The sequence below is a fragment of the Burkholderia sp. BC1 genome, assembly GCF_052683555.1.
In genome coordinates, this window is record NZ_JBQYLP010000200.1 from 25,379 (window position 1) to 43,529 (window position 18,151).

Annotated in this window: 15 protein-coding genes and 1 tRNA gene; 8 read left to right on the plus strand and 8 right to left on the minus strand. The window is 66.5% G+C overall.

Translation table 11 applies throughout. From position 1 onward, the window contains the following. Positions 1–59 precede the first annotated feature (59 nt). The 5 genes from ACSHSS_RS30795 (at position 60) to ACSHSS_RS30815 (ending at position 6,599) form a co-directional block, all read left to right on the plus strand. Positions 60–1,241, plus strand: coding sequence for an aminotransferase-like domain-containing protein (locus ACSHSS_RS30795; protein WP_006398681.1), 1,182 nt, complete (start codon positions 60–62; stop codon positions 1,239–1,241). Positions 1,242–1,284: 43 nt separating this feature from the next. Continuing rightward, on the plus strand, positions 1,285–1,743 hold the full coding sequence (locus ACSHSS_RS30800) for a RidA family protein (protein ID WP_006398680.1): 459 nt from the start codon (positions 1,285–1,287) through the stop codon (positions 1,741–1,743). 7 nt (positions 1,744–1,750) lie between these two features. Beyond that, the gene (locus tag ACSHSS_RS30805) at positions 1,751–2,632 is read left to right on the plus strand and encodes a PhzF family phenazine biosynthesis protein (protein ID WP_048805882.1); all 882 of its coding nucleotides are present in this window, start codon (positions 1,751–1,753) and stop codon (positions 2,630–2,632) included. Between the two features lie 205 nt (positions 2,633–2,837). Beyond that, positions 2,838–5,174, plus strand: a complete 2,337-nt coding sequence (locus ACSHSS_RS30810) for a bifunctional diguanylate cyclase/phosphodiesterase (protein ID WP_445546024.1) — start codon at positions 2,838–2,840, stop codon at positions 5,172–5,174. 222 nt (positions 5,175–5,396) lie between these two features. Further along, positions 5,397–6,599, plus strand: a complete 1,203-nt coding sequence (locus ACSHSS_RS30815) for a chromate transporter (RefSeq protein ID WP_006413507.1) — start codon at positions 5,397–5,399, stop codon at positions 6,597–6,599. Positions 6,600–6,647: 48 nt separating this feature from the next. On the opposite strand, the gene ACSHSS_RS30820 is transcribed toward ACSHSS_RS30815, so the two are convergent. After that, the gene (locus tag ACSHSS_RS30820) at positions 6,648–7,094 is read right to left on the minus strand and encodes a multidrug/biocide efflux PACE transporter (protein ID WP_059787301.1); all 447 of its coding nucleotides are present in this window, start codon (positions 7,092–7,094) and stop codon (positions 6,648–6,650) included. Between the two features lie 114 nt (positions 7,095–7,208). On the opposite strand from ACSHSS_RS30820, the gene ACSHSS_RS30825 reads away from it, so the two are divergent. Further along, positions 7,209–8,093 (plus strand): LysR family transcriptional regulator, encoded by an 885-nt coding sequence (locus ACSHSS_RS30825; RefSeq protein ID WP_445546025.1) that lies wholly within the window; start codon positions 7,209–7,211, stop codon positions 8,091–8,093. Between the two features lie 37 nt (positions 8,094–8,130). Here ACSHSS_RS30825 and ACSHSS_RS30830 read toward each other — a convergent pair whose 3' ends face one another. The 5 genes from ACSHSS_RS30830 to ACSHSS_RS30850 all read right to left on the minus strand — a co-directional run bounded on the left by ACSHSS_RS30830 (position 8,131) and on the right by ACSHSS_RS30850 (position 15,975). Then, a complete protein-coding gene (locus tag ACSHSS_RS30830) occupies positions 8,131–8,589 on the minus strand; it encodes a CopD family protein (RefSeq protein WP_006398674.1) in 459 nt (152 codons plus the stop codon). Positions 8,590–8,833: 244 nt separating this feature from the next. After that, on the minus strand, positions 8,834–11,155 hold the full coding sequence (gene parC / locus ACSHSS_RS30835) for a DNA topoisomerase IV subunit A (protein WP_445546026.1): 2,322 nt from the start codon (positions 11,153–11,155) through the stop codon (positions 8,834–8,836). A gap of 67 nt (positions 11,156–11,222) precedes the next feature. Next, a complete protein-coding gene (parE, locus tag ACSHSS_RS30840; protein ID WP_006405650.1) occupies positions 11,223–13,205 on the minus strand; it encodes a DNA topoisomerase IV subunit B in 1,983 nt (660 codons plus the stop codon). A 276-nt stretch (positions 13,206–13,481) separates the two neighbouring features. Further along, positions 13,482–15,431 carry an ATP-binding cassette domain-containing protein gene (locus tag ACSHSS_RS30845; RefSeq protein ID WP_445546027.1) on the minus strand — a complete coding sequence of 650 codons (1,950 nt, stop codon included), beginning with the start codon at positions 15,429–15,431 and terminating at the stop codon, positions 13,482–13,484. A 139-nt stretch (positions 15,432–15,570) separates the two neighbouring features. Beyond that, positions 15,571–15,975 (minus strand): DUF4399 domain-containing protein, encoded by a 405-nt coding sequence (locus ACSHSS_RS30850; protein WP_445546028.1) that lies wholly within the window; start codon positions 15,973–15,975, stop codon positions 15,571–15,573. 199 nt (positions 15,976–16,174) lie between these two features. Here ACSHSS_RS30850 and ACSHSS_RS30855 point away from each other — a divergent pair, with 199 nt between their 5' ends. Both ACSHSS_RS30855 and ACSHSS_RS30860 read left to right on the plus strand, forming a co-directional pair. Further along, a complete protein-coding gene (locus ACSHSS_RS30855; protein ID WP_105841673.1) occupies positions 16,175–16,357 on the plus strand; it encodes a rubredoxin in 183 nt (60 codons plus the stop codon). 154 nt (positions 16,358–16,511) lie between these two features. Continuing rightward, positions 16,512–16,586, plus strand: a tRNA-Arg gene (locus ACSHSS_RS30860). Positions 16,587–16,875: 289 nt separating this feature from the next. On the opposite strand, the gene ACSHSS_RS30865 is transcribed toward ACSHSS_RS30860, so the two are convergent. After that, on the minus strand, positions 16,876–17,034 hold the full coding sequence (locus ACSHSS_RS30865) for a hypothetical protein (RefSeq protein ID WP_153259945.1): 159 nt from the start codon (positions 17,032–17,034) through the stop codon (positions 16,876–16,878). 87 nt (positions 17,035–17,121) lie between these two features. Continuing rightward, positions 17,122–17,514 (minus strand): DUF6232 family protein, encoded by a 393-nt coding sequence (locus ACSHSS_RS30870; protein WP_065422951.1) that lies wholly within the window; start codon positions 17,512–17,514, stop codon positions 17,122–17,124. Positions 17,515–18,151: the final 637 nt, after the last annotated feature.

An 18,151-nucleotide genomic window follows, 5' to 3' on the forward strand; every position in this document is an offset into this window, starting at 1 on the left:
CGACGTGATCGGCCCGATCGACCTTTCTTGACTGACCACGATATCCGAACGAGGAGACTATGAATCCGAGCGACCTGCACCCGCCGCACTGGCAGCTTTCCGAACGCGCCCGCAAGCTGACGAGCTCGGCGATCCGCGAGATCCTGAAGGTCACGGAACGCCCCGAGGTCATCTCGTTCGCCGGCGGCCTGCCCGCCCCCGCGACGTTTCCGGCCGAGCGCATGCGCGCGGCCGCCGACCGCGTGCTGCGCGACGCGCCGGCCGCAGCGCTGCAGTACAGCGCGACCGAAGGCTATCTGCCGCTGCGCGAGTGGATCGCCGAGCGCTATCGCGTGCGCGTGTCGCAGGTGCTGGTCACGACCGGCTCGCAGCAGGCGCTCGACCTGCTCGGCAAGGCGCTCGTCGATCCGGGCAGCCCGATCCTCGTCGAAACGCCGACCTACCTCGGCGCGCTGCAGTCGTTCTCGCTGTACGAGCCGCGCTACGTGCAGTTGCCGACCGACGAACAGGGCCTGCTGCCCGACGGCCTCACACCCGCGCTCACGCAGGGTGCGCGCCTGCTGTACGCGCAGCCGAACTTCCAGAATCCGACGGGCCGCCGCCTGCCGGTCGAGCGCCGCCGCGCGCTGGCCGCATTCGCGCAGACGAGCCCGTTCCCGGTGCTCGAAGACGATCCGTACGGCGCACTGAACTATCAGGGCGAGCCGCTGCCGACGATGCTGTCGATGGCGCCCGACCACATCGTGCACCTCGGCACGTTCTCGAAGGTGCTCGCGCCGGGCCTGCGGATCGGCTACATCATTGCGCCCGAGGAACTGCACTTCAAGCTCGTGCAGGCAAAGCAGGCGACCGACCTGCACACGCCGACGCTCACGCAGCGCATCGCACACGAGGTGATCAAGGACGGCTTCCTCGACGAGCACATCCCGACGATCCGCCAGCTGTACGGCGCGCAGTGCGAAGCGATGCTCGGCGCGCTCGCGCGTCACATGCCGGAAGGCGTCACGTGGAACCGCCCGGAAGGCGGGATGTTCATCTGGGTGAACCTGCCGAAGCAGATCGACAGCATGGCGCTGCTCGCGACGGCGGTCGAGCATCACGTCGCCTTCGTGCCGGGCGCGCCGTTCTTCGCGAACGACGCGCAGCAGAATACGCTGCGCCTGTCGTTCGTGACGGTGCCGCCCGAGAAGATCGAGGAAGGCGTCGCGCGGCTCGGCAAGCTGATCCGCGAGCGCCTCTGATCCGCCCTTTTTCCTGTCAAGACTCACTACGAGGAACGAACGCATGGCTAACGTCTACGACAAACTGAAATCGCTGGGCATCGAACTGCCGAGCGCCGGCGCACCGGCTGCCGCCTACGTGATGAGCGCGCAAAGCGGCAACACGGTCTACCTCTCGGGCCACATCGCGAAGAAGGACGGCAAGGTGTGGGCCGGCAAGCTCGGCGCCGACCTGACGACCGAAGACGGCAAGGCGGCCGCGCGCGCGATCGCGATCGACCTGCTCGCGACGCTGCACGCGCACACCGGCGACCTGAACAAGGTCACGCGCATCGTGAAGCTGATGAGCCTCGTGAACTCGACGCTCGACTTCACCGAGCAGCACATCGTGACGAACGGCGCATCGGAACTGATCGCCGAAGTGTTCGGCGATGCGGGCAAGCATGCACGCTCGGCGTTCGGCGTCGCGCAGATTCCGCTCGGCGCGTGCGTCGAGATCGAACTGATCGCCGAAGTCGCGTAATACGCCGATGTCCGGCCGCCTCGTTCGCTTCGCGCAGGTCGACGTGTTTACGTCGGTGCCGTTCAAGGGCAATCCGCTCGCGGTCGTATTCGACGCCGATTCGCTCGACGACGACGCGATGCTCGCCATCGCCCGCTGGACGAACCTGTCGGAAACGACGTTCGTCTGCACGCCGACCGATCCGGACGCCGACTATCGCGTGCGGATCTTCACGCCGGCCGGCGAGCTGCCGTTCGCCGGCCACCCGACGCTCGGCACCGCGCACGCGTTCCTCGCGAGCGGCGCGCGGCCGCGCACGGCGGGCCGGCTCGTTCAGCAATGCGGCGTCGGCCGCGTCGTGCTGCGCGAACAGGGCGACGGCTGGGCATTCGCCGCGCCGCCGGCGCGCTTCACGCCGGTCGATCGTGCGGATTACGCGGCGCTCGCCGCCGCATTGCGCTCCGACGCGATCGATCCGGATGCCGAAGCGTGCGCGGTCGACAACGGCGCGCCCTGGCTCGTCGTGCGCCTGACGTCGGCCGACGCGTGCATCGGCCTCGCGCCCGATCCGGCCGCGCTCGAAGCGATCACGCATCGCTACGGCACGCACGGGCTCGCCGCCTATGCGCCGCATGCGGCCGGCGGCCCCGCGACGTTCGAAATCCGCTGCCTGATGACGGGCGGCGGCTTCGGCCTCGGCGAGGATCCGGTCACCGGCAGCGCGAACGCCGCGCTGGCCGGCCTGCTCACGCGCCAGCAACGGCGCCCGGGCGCGTCCTATACGGCCCGCCAGGGCACCGCGATCGGCCGCGACGGCCGCGTGTCGGTCCACTACGACGCCGACGGCACGACGTGGATCGGCGGCAGCACGGTCACCATCGTCGACGGCACGTTCCGTCTTCCCGCCTGACGGTTTCCCGTCCCGAGGGCGCCCGTCCGCGGCGCCCTTCCCCCCGCTATCGCAAAACCGCACCAGCCAGTAATATCGGGCCTAATCCGTTGCTTCGGACGTCTGCCCGGTATTCGCGCGCCGCGAACGGGCGGACGCCGCTGCGATCCCACCAGCCGGCCATCCCCCGACGATGGCGTACGCGAGAGCAGGACGCCGCCCTTCGATGAGCTTCGCCCGTTCATCCCACCCGCCGCCGCCGCGGCTGCGCACGCCGCGCAAGTCGAGGCGCCGGGCGCTATTCGCGATCCCGCTGCTCGGGATGCTCGCGCTGGCGCTGCTGTGGGCCGTGATCATCGCGCGGCTGTCGGTCGAGAAGGACAGCGCGTACAAGGAGGCCGCCGCGTCGGCGGCGATCCTGTCGTCCGCGCTCGAACAGCACACGGTCAAGGCGATCCACCAGGTCGACCAGATCACGCGCTTCGTCAAGTTCGAGTTCGAGAAGTCGCCCGCGCACTTCAATCTCGCGAGCGCGGTCGAGAAAGGCGTCGTGCCGAGCGACACGCTGATCCAGGTCTCGCTCGTCAACGCGAAGGGCATACTGTTCGCGAATACGGCCGAAACGCGCCCGCAAGCGATCAACCTGTCCGATCGCGAGCACTTCCAGGTGCATCTCACGCACAACGACGACCGCCTCTACATCAGCAAGCCCGTGCTCGGCCGCGTATCGGGCCACTGGACGCTGCAGATGACGCGGCGGCTGAACAATCCGGACGGCAGTTTCGCGGGCATCGTCGTCGTGTCGGAAGACCCGAGCTACTTCACGAACGACTTCTACAACAACGCGGCGATCGGCAAGGAAGGCGTGATCGCGGTCGTCTCCGACACGGGCGCCGTGCTCGCGCGCCGCACCGGTTCGGTCAGCAATGCGCCCGGCGCGTTCTCGGCATCGGGCGTCTACCCGATCGCCGAGCGCGTGACGGGGACGATCGCCGATCCGATCGACGGCGTCACGCGCATCGTGTCGTACCGTCACCTCGACGGCTATCCGCTCGCGGTGATGGTCGGGCTGTCGCAGGCCGAGGAGTTCGCGGACTACTACCACACGCGCAACGTCTATCTGCTGATGACGAGCTTCATCACGCTCGCGATGCTCGCGTTCTTCGGTGTCGCAACGGGCCTGATCGGCAAGCTGCTCGGCCGCGAGCGCGAGATGACGCAGCTCGCCGAATACGACCTGCTGACCGGCCTCGCGAACCGCTACGCGACGCTGCGCGGGCTGCGCAACGACGTGTCGATGCCGTCGAGCCTGTCGCGGCTCGGGTTGCTGTTCATCGATCTCGACAACTTCAAGACCGTCAACGACACGCTCGGCCACAACGCCGGCGACATCGTGCTGCAGATGACGGCATCGCGCCTGTCGGATGCCGTCGGCGACGAAGGCACGCTCGCGCGCATCGGCGGCGACGAGTTCGTCGTCGTGATGAAGGGCGACGACGTCGAACGGCGCGCGGTACGGCTTGCCGAGGCGATCATCCGGATGTTCGCCGAGCCGTTCGACGTGCGCGGCAGTTCGTTCGTGCTGCACGCGAGCATCGGCATCGCGCTGCATACGGTCGCGAACGAAAGCGAGATCGACCTGCTGAAGAAGGCCGACCTCGCGATGTACAGCGCGAAGGACGCCGGCAAGAACTGCTATCAGTTCTATGCGCCGCATCTGTCGCATCGCGCCGATCATCTGATGCGCTGGGAGCAGCAGCTGCGCGTCGCGCTCGCCGAAGGGCAGCTGTTCCTCGCGTACCAGCCGAAGATCGATCTCGCGCACCGCACGATCACGGGCTTCGAGGCGCTCGCACGCTGGGATCACCCCGAGCACGGGATCATCTCCGCGAACGAGTTCATTTCGATTGCCGAATCGACCGGGCTCATCGTGCCGATCGGCGATTTCGTGATCCGCACCGCGTGCCGGCAGATTGCGCGCTGGCGCGAGGAAGGCCACGACACGCTGACGCTCGCCGTCAACATCTCGCCCGTGCAGTTCTGGCGCGGCGACCTGATCGAGACGATCTCGGGCGCGCTGCGCGAAACCGGCATCGACGCGAACCGCCTCGAGATCGAGATCACCGAGACCGCGATGATGGAATATCCGGAGCTCGTATCCGAGAAGATCGTCGCGCTGAAGAAGCTCGGCATCCGGATCGCGCTCGACGACTTCGGCACCGGCTATTCGTCGCTGTCGTACCTGCACCGCTTCTCGGTCGACACGCTGAAGGTCGACCGCTCGTTCGTGCAGGCGATTCCGCACGATCGCAGCGTGTGCGTGATGGTCGCGTCGATCGTGCATCTCGCGCGTTCGCTCGGGTTGACCGTCGTCGTCGAAGGCACCGAGACCGACGAGCAGATCGCGTGGCTGTCGGCGCTCGGCGAGATCGAGGCGCAGGGCTTCCTGTTCTCGCGGCCGGTGCCGGCCGACGCGATCCCCGCGCTGATCGCGCGCTTCGGCGTGCGCGGCGACCATCCGAACGTCGTACCGCACCGCGCGGCCGGCGGCACGAGTGCCTGAACGCACAAGCCGGCGCGCCCTTCCCTCCCGTGCGCCGGCACGCCGACCGATGCGGCCGCATCGATTGGTTCAATTTCCGCGCCAATTGCGCCATTCGTTTACTAGCGTTTTCGCGCATGGAACTGTCACGATCCGCGGCGGACAATCGGAAGGCCTTTCGTGCCGGCGGGCCGCCGGCACCTGACACGCGCGAGAGATCCGGCCTGCCGGCCGACTACAACTATGACGACCACCGTCGAAATCGAAACGCCCGAGCGCATCGACCGCGCATCGCTGTTGACCCTGTTCAAGGTCGTGCTTGGCATTTCCGCGGTGTCGTGGGGCGGGCTCTCGATGATGGCGCAGCTCGAACGCCACTACGTGCATCGCGTGCAGCGCATCGACGCGCAGACGTTCGCCGATCTCGTGTCGCTCGCCTGGCTCGTGCCGGGGCCCGTCGGCTGCAACGTCGCGGTGCAGGTCGGCCAGACGCTGCATGGCCGCGCCGGCGCATGGATCGCCGGCATCGCGAGCGTGCTGCCGTTCTTCGCGCTGATGACGCTGTTCGCGATGTTCTACCGCACGCCGCTCGTCCGCTCGCTCGCCGCGCCGATGCTGCTCAATCACTTCGGGATGGTGCTCGCCGCGCTGATCGGCGTCACGTGGGTCAAGCAGCTGCGCACGCTCGCGCGCACGCGGCGCGAGCAGGCGATCGCCGCGCTGTCGACGATTCTGCTTGCATTTGCGCATAGTCCGGCCGCTTTCGTCGGGATTCTTTTCGCGGCATTTGCCGCCGGCTGGTTGAGCGGCCCGCAGCAGCACGACGCGGTCGGCTTCGCGTTGTCGCGACGCGACCGCAACCTGCTCGTGCTGCTCGCGATCCTCGTCGCGCTGTTCGCGCTGCCGCTGCCCGGTCATTACCAGGCGACGCTGCTCTGGCCGCGCCTCGCGGGCGCCGGGATGACGCTGTTCGGCGGCGGCTTTTCCGCGCTGCCGGTGCTGAAGACGCTGTTCGTCACGCCGGCGACCGGCATCTCGGAACACGACTTCACGCTCGCGTTCGCGCTGTCGCCGGTATCGCCCGGGCCGCTGCTGAACGTCGTGCCGTTTCTCGGCTATCTGACCGACGGCTGGGTCGGCGCACTGCTCGCGACCGCGGCGCTGTTCATTCCGTCCGGCTGCCTGGTCGTGTTCGCGCAACGCCATCTGCAGCGGCTGCGGCGCCATTCGCGCTTCGAGCACGGCATGCGGCTGCTGCGCGCGGCGACGACGGGCTTTCTCGTCGTCGCGGTCGTGAAGATCCTGCATCGCGAGCCGGCCAACCCGGCCTATTGGCTGACCGGCGCGTTCGCCGCGCTCTGCTTCGCGCGCTTCAAGGTGCCCGTGTATGCGGTGTACGGCGCGGTCGCGATGGCCTGCGGCGCCTGGCTGCTCGCCGCACATTGAACGACGGGCGCCGCCGCACGTCGGCGGCCGCGCCCGTCGCTTCACCGATCAGCCCGCCTGCACCGCGACGCGGCGCGCGATCCAGCGTGCGCGCAGCGCGTCGTACGCGAGATTGAAGCAGAACGTGTACGGCAGGAAGAACAGCACGATCCCGAGGTCCAGCAGCAACGCCTCGATCAGGCTCACGTTGAGCCACCACGCGGCGAGCGGCACCACCATCGCGACGAGGCCCGCCTCGAACCCGAGCGCATGCGCGATACGCACGCCGATCGTGCGCGACAGCCCCGCGCGGCGCTCGAAGCGATCGAACAGCGTGTTGAAGATCATGTTCCACGCCATCGCGATCAGCGACACCATCACGGTCAGCACGCCGACGTGCGCAACCGGCATGTCGAGCAGCCACGCACCGATCGGCGCGCACAGCGCGATCGCGACGAGCTCGAACGTCAGCGCGTGGACGAGCCGTTCCATCACCGTCTTGTTCGTCTGTTTCATGATTCGCTCCATCTGATCGTGTTTCGTCGATGGCGTGCATTTTGATCGGCAAATACGGATACATCCAGTTTGATATCATCGGTTTTACCGATATATCAACGACAGGACAGTCCGATGCGCCATCCGCCCGAAGCCCTCGTCGCGTTCGCCGAAGCAGCGCAACTCGGCTCGTTCACGGCCGCCGCGAAGAAGCTCGGCAAGCGGCAGTCGACGGTGTCCGAAGCGATCGCCAACCTCGAGATCGATCTCGGCGTGCAACTGTTCGACCGCTCGACGCGCTCGCCGACGCTGACCGACGCCGGCCGCGCGCTGCTGCCGCACGTGCAGCGCACGCTCGAGGCCGGCGCCGCGATCGACCGCGTCGCCGCGCGGCTCGCGCACGGCGAGGAAGCGCGGCTGACGCTCGTCGTGTCCGACACGTATCAGTCGAAGCGCTACGAAGACACGCTGACCGCGCTCGAACAGCGGTTTCCGGCGCTCGAGCTCGAATGCCAGATCGCCGAGCACGACGACGTGCTGGACCTGATCCAGCAAGGACGCGCGCAACTCGGGCTGATGGCCGCGCGCGCGAGCTACCCGCCCGACATCGGCGCGGCAACGGTGGCGGAGGAATCGGAAATCGGACTGTTCGTCGGCCGCACGCATCCGCTCGCCGACTACCGCGATGCCGAAGTGCCGCACGCGGCGCTACGCGACGCGCGCGAGCTGCGGCTCAATACGTACGTGATGCCCGAAGGCCGCAGCAGCGATCACCGGATCGTCGTCGGCACGCAGCGCTGGCTCGCGCCGAGCTATCTGATGCTGCTGGAAATGGCGGTGCTGGGATTCGGCTGGGCCGAACTGCCGCGCTGGATGGTCGAGCATTTCGCACGCGACCGGCTGTGCGAACTGCGTGCGCGCGGCTGGCCACGGCGCGTGCGCGTCGATGCGGTGTGGTCGCGCAGCCGGCCGCTCGGGCCGGCCGGCTCGTGGCTGCTCGACGCGATGCTCGCTGCATAGGGCAGCGCCGCCTGCAGCTCGCGCGTGCGCGATGCGTTCAGAAGCCGCGCGACAGCACGGCGGCGCCGATCGTCACGACGCCGAGCACGAGATTGACGATGACGAGCAGGCGCACGCCGTTGACCGCGCGCGCGCCGTCCGGCCAGTTCTGCGCCTGCACCGCGCGGCGGATGCGCGGAAACAACGCGAAGCGGATATGGCCGAAGATCAGCATCATCACGACGCCCAGGCCTGCCATCGCGTGCAGCGGCCAGGTCGCATGCGCGCCGCCGAACTGCATCAACAGGAAGCCGCCGGACAGCAGGATCACGATCACGGCGCCCGCGACCCAGTTGAAGAAGCGGCCGAACACGCCTTCGATCAGCGGCAGCCGAAGCTGCGGTGCGAGATCGGACAGCGCGGGCCGCAGGCAGAAGTGCGCAAATACCATCCCGCCCACCCACACGGCGACGGCCAGCAGATGAAGAAACAGCGCGACGGTAACGGCATGAGACATGGCGACGATCCTGTGACGGGTTGAATGTGGGAACGCGAGCCGGTGTGCGCCGTACGACGCAACGCACGCGGCATCAAGCGACGTTCGACCGGCGCGCCGCCGCGCGGTTCAGGCGCCGCGCGCGATTTCACACTATTTTGCATGTTACGCGCGACGATGCGCGGCGCGGCACCCGTGCACAGCAAAAAAGCCGCACGCCCGCCGAAGCGGAACGTGCGGCTTTCGATGCCGGGCGCGCGGCCTGTCAGCCGAGCAGCGGACGCAGCTCGGTCACGACCTTCAGCTTCGTGTCGGGTGCGCGCCCCTTGCGCGCGCGCTTGCCGATATGCGGCGCGAGGCCCGCATACGACAGCGTCTCGTCCTGCACCTTGCCGCCGCGACCCGTGCCGATCAGCACGACGCCGGCCGGATCGATCGCGAGCGCCTGCACGAGCGTTTCCTTGTCGTCGAGCGCCATCAGCGTCACGCCGCGGCCGCCGCCCGACAGCGTCTTCATCTCGTCGATGCCGAACACCAGCAACCGGCCGCCGCTCGACAGACACGCGACCTGCGTCGCGTTCGGCAGCACCGGCATCGGCGCGAGCGGCACCGCGCCCGGATCGATCGTCATGAACGACTTGCCGGCCTTCACGCGGCTCACCATGTCGCCGACCTTCGCGATGAAGCCGAAGCCGTTGCTCGAGGCGAGCAGCAGCGGCTGGTCGGCCGACGCCGCGTAGTAATGCATCAGATGCGAGCCCGATTCGAGCTCGATCAGCGACGTGACGGGCACGCCGTCGCCGCGGCCGCCCGGCAGCACCGACACGTCGACCGAGTACACGCGGCCGCTGCTGCCCCACGCGATCAGCCGATCCGGCGTGCGGCACTGGAACGCCGCGTACAGGCTGTCGCCGGCCTTGAACGAGAAGCCCGCCGGATCGAGCCCGTGGCCCTTCAGTGCGCGCACCCAGCCCTTCTGCGACACGATCACCGTCACTGGTTCGTCGACGACCTTCGCCTCAAACGTCGCGCGCTTCTCCTGCTGGATCAGCGTGCGACGATCGTCGCCGTACTGCTTCGCGTCGGCCTCGATCTCCTTGATCATCAACCGCTTCATCGCGCTCTCGTTCGCGAGCAGTTCTTCCAGCTTCGCCTTCTCGTCGCGCAGCGATTCGAGCTCCTTCTCGATCTTGATCTTCTCGAGCCGCGCGAGCTGACGCAGCCGGATTTCGAGGATGTCCTCGGCCTGACGGTCCGTGAGTCCGAACGCGCTCATCAGCGCGGCCTTCGGCTCGTCCGACTCGCGGATGATGCGGATCACCTCGTCGAGATTCAGGAAGACGATCATCCGCCCTTCGAGGATGTGGATGCGATCGTCGACCTTGCCGAGACGATGGCGGCAGCGACGCGTCATCGTCATCTGGCGGAACTTCACCCATTCGTCGAGGATCGTCAGCAGCCCCTTCTGGCCCGGCCGGCCGTCGGCGCCGATCATCACGAGGTTCAGCGTCGCGTTCGATTCGAGGCTCGTATGCGCGAGCAGCGAGTTCGCGAATTCCGTCTGGTCGATCGTGCGCGACTTCGGCTCGAACACGAGCCGCACCGCCGCTTCCTTGCCCGATTCGTCGCGCACCGCGTCGAGCAGATCGAGCATTGCCTTCTTCGTGTTCAGCTGCTCGGGCGTCAGCGTCTTCTTGCCGAGCTTGAGCTTCGGGTTCGTCAGCTCCTCGATTTCCTCGAGCACCTTCTGGCACGACGTGTTCGGCGGCAGCTCGGTGACGACGAGCTGCCACTGGCCGCGCGCGAGATCCTCGATCTTCCAGCGCGCGCGCACCTTCAGGCTGCCGCGGCCCGTCTCGTAGGCCGACGCGATTTCGGCGTCGCTCGAAATGATCTGCCCGCCGCCTGGGAAATCGGGGCCCGGAATCAGCGTCATCAGCTCTTCGTGCGTGAGCTTCGGGTTGCGGATCAGCGCGACCGCGGCTGCCGCGACCTCGCGCAGGTTGTGCGACGGAATTTCCGTCGCGAGACCGACCGCGATGCCCGATGCGCCGTTCAGCAGCACGAACGGCATGCGGCTCGGCAGCGTCTTCGGTTCCTCGAACGAGCCGTCGTAGTTCGGCATGAAGTCGACCGTGCCCTGGTCGATCTCGTCGAGCAGCAGCTTCGAGATCGGCGTGAGCCGCGCTTCGGTATAGCGCATCGCCGCCGCGCCGTCGCCGTCGCGCGAGCCGAAGTTGCCCTGACCGTCGATCAGCGGGTAGCGCAGCGAGAAGTCCTGTGCGAGACGGACAAGCGCGTCGTACGCCGACTGATCGCCGTGCGGGTGATACTTGCCGAGCACGTCGCCGACCACGCGCGCCGATTTCACCGGCTTCGCGTCCGGGCCGAGGCCCATTTCGTTCATCGCATAGAGAATGCGGCGCTGCACCGGCTTCTGGCCGTCGCAGACGTCCGGCAGCGCGCGGCTCTTCACGACGCTGACCGCATAGCTGAGATACGCCTGCTCCGCGTAATTGCCGAGCGTCAGCGCATCGGCCTCGGGCGCGTCGGACCCGGCAAAGAGATCGGAGGTGTTGTCGTCCATCTGAATTCCGTATTCGTAAGTGGCGTGAGGGCGCGCCGCGCGTCATGCGCAGCCGCGCTCGGGGCGCTTAGATATCCGCTTCGACGTCGTTGCCCTTTTCCTCGAGCCAGCCGCGCCGTGCGGCCGCCTCGCCCTTGCCCATCAGCATCGTCATCCGCGCGACGGTCGTCTCGTAGTCGAGCTCGCCGAGCTTCACCGGCATCAGGCGGCGCGTGTCGGGGTTCATCGTCGTGTCCCACAGCTGCTCCGCGCTCATTTCGCCGAGACCCTTGAAGCGGCTGATGCTCCATTGCGTTTCGCGCACGCCGTCCTTGCGCAGCTTGTCGAGGATCGCTTCCAGTTCGCCTTCGTCGAGCGCGTAGAGCTTCTGCGCGGGCTTCTTGCCGCGCGCCGGCGCGTCGACGCGGAACAGCGGCGGCCGCGCGACGTACACGTGGCCGCGCTCGATCAGCTGCGGGAAATGCTTGAAGAACAGCGTCAGCAGCAGCACCTGGATGTGCGAGCCGTCGACGTCCGCGTCCGACAGGATGCAGATCTTGCCGTAGCGCAGGTTCGACAGATCGACGCTGTCGTCCGGGCCGTGCGGATCGACGCCGATCGCGACCGAAATGTCGTGCACCTCGTTGTTCGCGAACAGACGGTCGCGCTCGGTTTCCCACGTGTTCAGCACCTTGCCGCGCAGCGGCAGGATCGCCTGGTATTCCTTGTCGCGGCCCATCTTCGCGGAGCCGCCCGCCGAGTCGCCTTCGACGAGGAACAGCTCGTTGCGCGCGATGTCCTCGGTCTCGCAGTCGGTCAGCTTGCCCGGCAGCACCGCGACGCCCGAGCTCTTGCGCTTCTCGACCTTCTGGCCCGCGCGCGTGCGCGCCTGCGCCTGTTTGATCACGAGCTCCGCGAGCTTCTTGCCGTGCTCGACGTGCTGGTTCAGCCACAGCTCGAGCGCCGGACGCGAGAACGACGACACGAGCTTCACCGCGTCGCGGCTGTTCAGCCGTTCCTTGATCTGCCCTTGGAACTGCGGATCGAGGACCTTCGCGGACAGCACGAACGACACGCGCGCGAACACGTCTTCGGCGAGCAGCTTCACGCCCTTCGGCTGCAGGTTGTGCAGTTCGACGAAGCTCTTCACCGCCTGATAGAGACCGTCGCGCAGGCCGGATTCATGCGTGCCGCCGGCCGGCGTCGGAATCAGGTTGACGTACGACTCGCGCACGAGCGAGCCTTCCTCGCTCCAGGCGACGACCCACGATGCACCCTCGCCTTCGGCGAACGTGTCGTCGCCCGAACGTGAATCGGCGAAGCGTTCGCCCTCGAACAGCGGAATCAGCAGTTCGCTGCCGTTCATCTCGTCGAGCAGATAGCCGCGCAGGCCGTCCTCGTATTTCCAGCTCTGGCGCTCGCCGCTCTTCTCGTTGACGAGCACGACCTCGACGCCCGGCAGCAGCACGGCCTTCGAGCGCAACAGGCGCTGCAGTTCGCCGAGCGGCAGGTTCGCCGAGTCGAAGTATTTCGGATTCGGCCATACGCGCACGCGCGTGCCCGACTTCTTCTCGCCGCGGCCGGCCGGCTGCGTGGACAGCGGCTTGACGACGTCGCCGTCGGCGAAACCGAGCTCCGCGATCTTGCCGTCGCGCCAGACGGTCACGTCGAGCCGCGTCGCGAGCGCGTTCGTCACCGACACGCCGACGCCATGCAAGCCGCCCGAGAACGTGTATGCGCCGCCCGCCGCCTTGTCGAACTTGCCGCCCGCATGCAGGCGCGTGAACACGATTTCGACGACCGGCACGCCTTCGTCGGGATGCAGGCCGAACGGAATGCCGCGGCCGTCGTCCTCGACGGACACCGACTGATCCGCGTGCAGCGTGACCGTGATCTGCTTGCCGTAGCCGCCGAGCGCCTCGTCGGACGCGTTGTCGATGACTTCCTGGATGATGTGCAGCGGATTCTCGGTGCGGGTATACATGCCGGGCCGCTGCTTGACCGGCTCGAGACCCTTGAGCACCTTGATCGATGCTTCGCTATAGGCCGCGCTGGGCTTCTTCGTTGACATAGGCGCTGAATATCGTCATGCGTCCGGGCGTTGTCCACACCTCGTGTGGATAACGTCGTGGACAAAACGTTGAGTTCCGTAAAAAAGCGAATCGAAACAACGGTGTGCTTGGACTGCTCCGAAAGCGGGCGCGCCGCATGCGCGGCGCGGCCCGGGACGCGCGGTATTTTACTGGTTCCGCGTCGCGCGCCGTTGCGCGCCGTCGAGATATGGCGCGCGCGGCGCCGGCACGCCGGCCGCTCGCGCGAGCCGCACGCTGCCGACGCGCGCCGCGCGTCATACCGGCTTGCGTTTCGCTTCGAGCGTTTCCCAGCGTTCGAGCGCCGCGAGCAGTTCGTCGTCGATCGCCGCGAACCGCTCGGTGAGGCGCGCGCCTTCCTGCGGATCCTTCGCGAAGATCGAACCGTCCTCGAGCTGCGCGCCGATCGTCTTCTGCTCGGCCTCGAGTGCGGCAATCTTCTCCGGCAGCGCATCGAGTTCGCGCTGCTCGTTGAACGACAGCTTCACCGTGCGCTGTGCGTTGCGGCCCGCCGCGCTTTTCGCCGGCTCTTCCTTGACCGGCGCCGCTTCCTTGACCGCGCGCTTCGCGGCTTCCTGCTGCGCGAGCTGCTCGGCGCGCTCGCTCTGGATCTGCCAGTCGGTGAAGCCGCCGACGTACTCGCGCCACTTGCCGTCCCCTTCGGACGCGATCACCGACGTCACCACGTTGTCGAGAAACGCGCGATCGTGGCTGACGAGCAGCACGGTGCCGTCGTAATCCGTCAGCAGTTCTTCGAGCAGTTCGAGCGTCGGGATGTCGAGGTCGTTGGTCGGTTCGTCGAGCACCAGCACGTTGGCCGGACGCGCGAACAGGCGTGCGAGCAGCAGGCGGTTGCGCTCGCCGCCCGACAGCGACTTGACCGGCGAACGCGCGCGCTCCGGCGCGAACAGGAAGTCGCCGAGATAGCTCATCACGTGCTTGCGCACGCCGCCGATCTCGACCCACTCGCTGCCGGGGCTGATCGTGTCCGCGAGGCTCTTCTCCTGATCGAGCTGCGCGCGCATCTGGTCGAAATAGGCGACCTGCAGGTTCGTGCCCGTGCGCACCGTGCCTTCGTCGGGCTTCAGTTCGCCGAGGATCAGCTTGAGCAGCGTGGTTTTCCCCGCGCCGTTCGGGCCGACGAAGCCGATCTTGTCGCCGCGCATCACCGTCGCCGTGAAGCGGTCGACGATCGTGCGGCCGCCGTAGCGCTTCGTCACGTCGGTCAGCTCCGCGACGATCTTGCCGGACTTCTCGCCCTGCGCGACGTCGAGCTTCACGTTGCCCTGCGCGTTGCGGCGCTCCGCACGGTCGCGGCGCATCTGCTCGAGCCGCGCGATGCGGCCGACGCTGCGCGTGCGACGCGCCTCGACGCCCTTGCGGATCCACACTTCTTCCTGCGCGAGCAGCTTGTCGAATTTCTCGTTCTCGACGCGCTCGACTTCGAGCTGCTGCGCCTTGCGCGTCTGATACGCGGAGAAATTGCCCGGATACGACAGCAAGCGGCCGCGATCGAGTTCGACGATGCGCGTTGCGACGCGATCGAGGAACGCGCGATCGTGCGTGATGAACAGCAGGCCCGCGCGCTGCGCGACCAGCAGGTCTTCGAGCCAGCGGATACCGTCGAAGTCGAGGTGGTTCGTCGGCTCGTCGAGCAGCAGCACGTCCGGCTGCAGCACCAGCGCACGCGCGAGCGCGACGCGCTTCTGCATGCCGCCCGACAGCGCGTCGACGCGCGCGTCGCCGTCCTGCAGCCCGATCTGCGCAAGCGTCATCGACACGCGCGTGCGCCAGTTCCACGCGTCGTGCGCATCGAGCGACGACTGCAGCGCGTTCATCCGCGCGAGCAGCGCATCGTGCTCGGCGCCTTCCGGCGTCTCGGCGAGACGGTGCGCGATCGCGTCGTATTCGTCGAGCAGTTCGCGCGTGTGCGTGAGCCCCGATGCGACCGCGTCGAACACCGTCGCGCCGGGCTCGAACTCGGGCTCCTGCGGCACGTAGACCGTCACGAGTTCCTGCTGCCGCGTGACGAGGCCGTCGTCGGGCTTCGCGAGGCCCGCGACGATCTTCAGCAGCGACGACTTGCCCGCGCCGTTGCGGCCGATCAGACCGACGCGCTCGCCGGCTTCCAGCGAGAAATCCGCGTGATCGAGCAACGCGACGTGACCGAACGCGAGTTGCGCGCCGGTAATGGAATAAAGCGACATGGGGAAACGGCGAAGAGAAATCGGAAGCGCCCATTGTACCGGTGGCGCGCGTCGCCAACCGTATGGCCGAATGGACGAGTGCCGCGGCGGAGCGCGCCGCGGCGAAGCGACGCGCATCGCGCGCGCCGCGCAATGGCGGTTACTTCACGTTGACGGTGATCGTCGAGCTCAATTCGGGACCGTAGGAGCGGTGTGCGCCGTCGCCGAGCTGGAGCGTGAGCGTGTGCTGGCCGGGCGGCAGCGTGACGTCGGTTTCGGTCTGCGCCTTGCCGAAATGCAGCGAATGTTCGGTCGCGGGGATCACGTCGCCCTTCGGCAGCGGCTTGCCGTCGATCAGCAGATGATGATGGCCGGTGTCCGGCGTCATGTCGCCGGCCGGCTTCAACGTCATCCCTTCGAGGCCGAACTTGACGTGCACGGGGTTCGACACTGTCGCGCCGTCCTTCGGCTCGACGAAGAACACGCGCGCTTCGGCGCGCGCGAGCGTCGACACGGCAAGTGCCGCGACGCATACCGCACCCGCGATCCAGTTTTTGTTGAGCATCGTTGACTCCTTTCAGATTGACAGGCTCACGAAGCATACACTGCGCGGCGGTCGCTGGCGACGAGGCGCGCTGTTCGCGATGCGTACGTTTAAAACGACGTTGGCGCAGAGATCGGCGAAATTCCGGTACCATTGCGCGTTTCGTCCGGCGGCCGCGCCGCGGACGGCATCACACGGACTTTCATCTTTCGAGCGCGTCATGAGCGAAGTAACCGAATACCAGAGCTGGGTCTGCCTGATTTGCGGGTGGGTCTACAACGAAGCGGAAGGGCTGCCGGACGAGGGCATCGCGCCCGGCACGCGTTTCGCGGACATTCCCGCCAACTGGCGCTGCCCGCTGTGCGACGTGGGCAAGGAAGATTTCGTCGTCGTCGACTTCTGATTCTGATCTTGTGATCTTTTGATCGCGACAGCTGCTTGACCCGCGCATCGGCGCGCATTCCGTCCGCCGATGCGTCGCGCGTTTGCTATACTCTGCGCGCTGTCCACACCGCCGTCCGGCTCGCGCGCTCGCGCGATGTCTGCCGGACATGGCTCTCCCCGTAGTTCAATGGATAGAACAAGCGCCTCCTAAGCGCTAGATACAGGTTCGATTCCTGTCGGGGGGACCAGTCATGCTCCCAATACTTCCGAAGTTTGCCCAGAAAGTCGCGCACAGCGCGCACGGCCTTGTGTTGCTTGGGCTTGGGCTTTCGCTGGCGCCGCCGCCCAAGGTTGCGCACTAGAACCAATCGCCTTGTGGTATCCGCGGCGATATACCTCGAAGTGCGCGGAGTCGATGCCCCAGCGCAAATTGATCCTCCGGCCGCCCTTCAAGCAGTATGCCCACGCTGCGGCCACCAAGTTGGCGACCCCGTTCCTCTACGGAGCGGCCCGTACCGGGGCGCTGTCCCCCAGAGACTATTGGCGATGCTCGTAATGATCTCCGGTTCGAGCGTTCTTGTATTTCCCTCCCTTGTGAGAGGAACCATGGCCACCAGCATAATGGCCACCGCGGGCGACAGCGACGGCGGGTGCCGCCATGGCGACACAAAGCAGAATTGCAATGATCTTCGTCATGATCTGGTCTCTCGTGTGGTTGCTGATCGCAAATTCGTCACGGGCCGAAGCGGCCATCTCGGACTAACCCGAGATCCCGCCCCCTCTTCAGCCGCGAAACACTATGGCTTGGTTGAGCGCGCTAACAATCTGCTGAACAAGATCACGATCCGGTGACTGAAACGCACGCACCTCGCCCGACGCGGTATGCAGCAATACGTCGTACTGTCCTTTGGCGGTCCAAGCGAGGAGTCCACCCAAAGCAATTGCGATCAGGCCGAATACCCAGGCGTGAGCGAACAGGATCAGGACGCCGATGATGGCCACAATCACGCCAAGCGCTCTGGACGGGGCTTTTTCGAGGTGCTTGATGGATGTGACGTTGCTCATGGCGTACGTTTGGCCCGGCACAATGAAGCGTGTATTCGTGACGGTCACGTTTCCATGCTGGAAAAACACGGTTTCGCCCGTGGTCCCGGGCTGGGTAACAGGTGTGCTCAAGATTTCCCCGAATTGTTGATCGTATATTTGCATAATCGTCCCCGCCGTACCGCGAATTTTGGCCGCGGGTCGAGGCTGTCGTGGCGCCTATCAATACATAAATGGCGCTGCCGGTAAGATACCGTACTGGCGGAAGTTGGCAAGTAGGCGCGTGCGATAGCGAGCGCCGCTCAAGACCGAAGCCGTACCTGTAGAAATCACCACCACGATTTTTTTTGCCGGTATTTTGTGGGGATATAGATTACTTAAACGAAGTCCCAAAGTGCCATTAATGCTGGCGCATGAATTCTGTCTGCGGACCAGTCAAGTACCAAGCCCCTTCGAGCTCTTCCTGCTTCAGGCCGTCGGGCGGCGCTGTGCCATCTATCGTTATCTAACGTTGCTCGGGGTGCCCGTAGGTGCGGGTGCTTTTTGTCAATATCAGGCAATACCGGCAACGATAGGCCGCTACTGCGCGGTGCGAACCCGTCTTCGGCCGGGATGTGGTAGAGCTCCGGGATTGGCCCCGGCCGAAAGTGGTGACTCCCAGCCTTCCAGGTACGCCCAATGCTCGCCCGCATCCACCGCGGCGCCGCCTCACCACGACGAGGCAGAAATTACGCGCCACATGACCGCACCCTGTCTCTTATACACATCT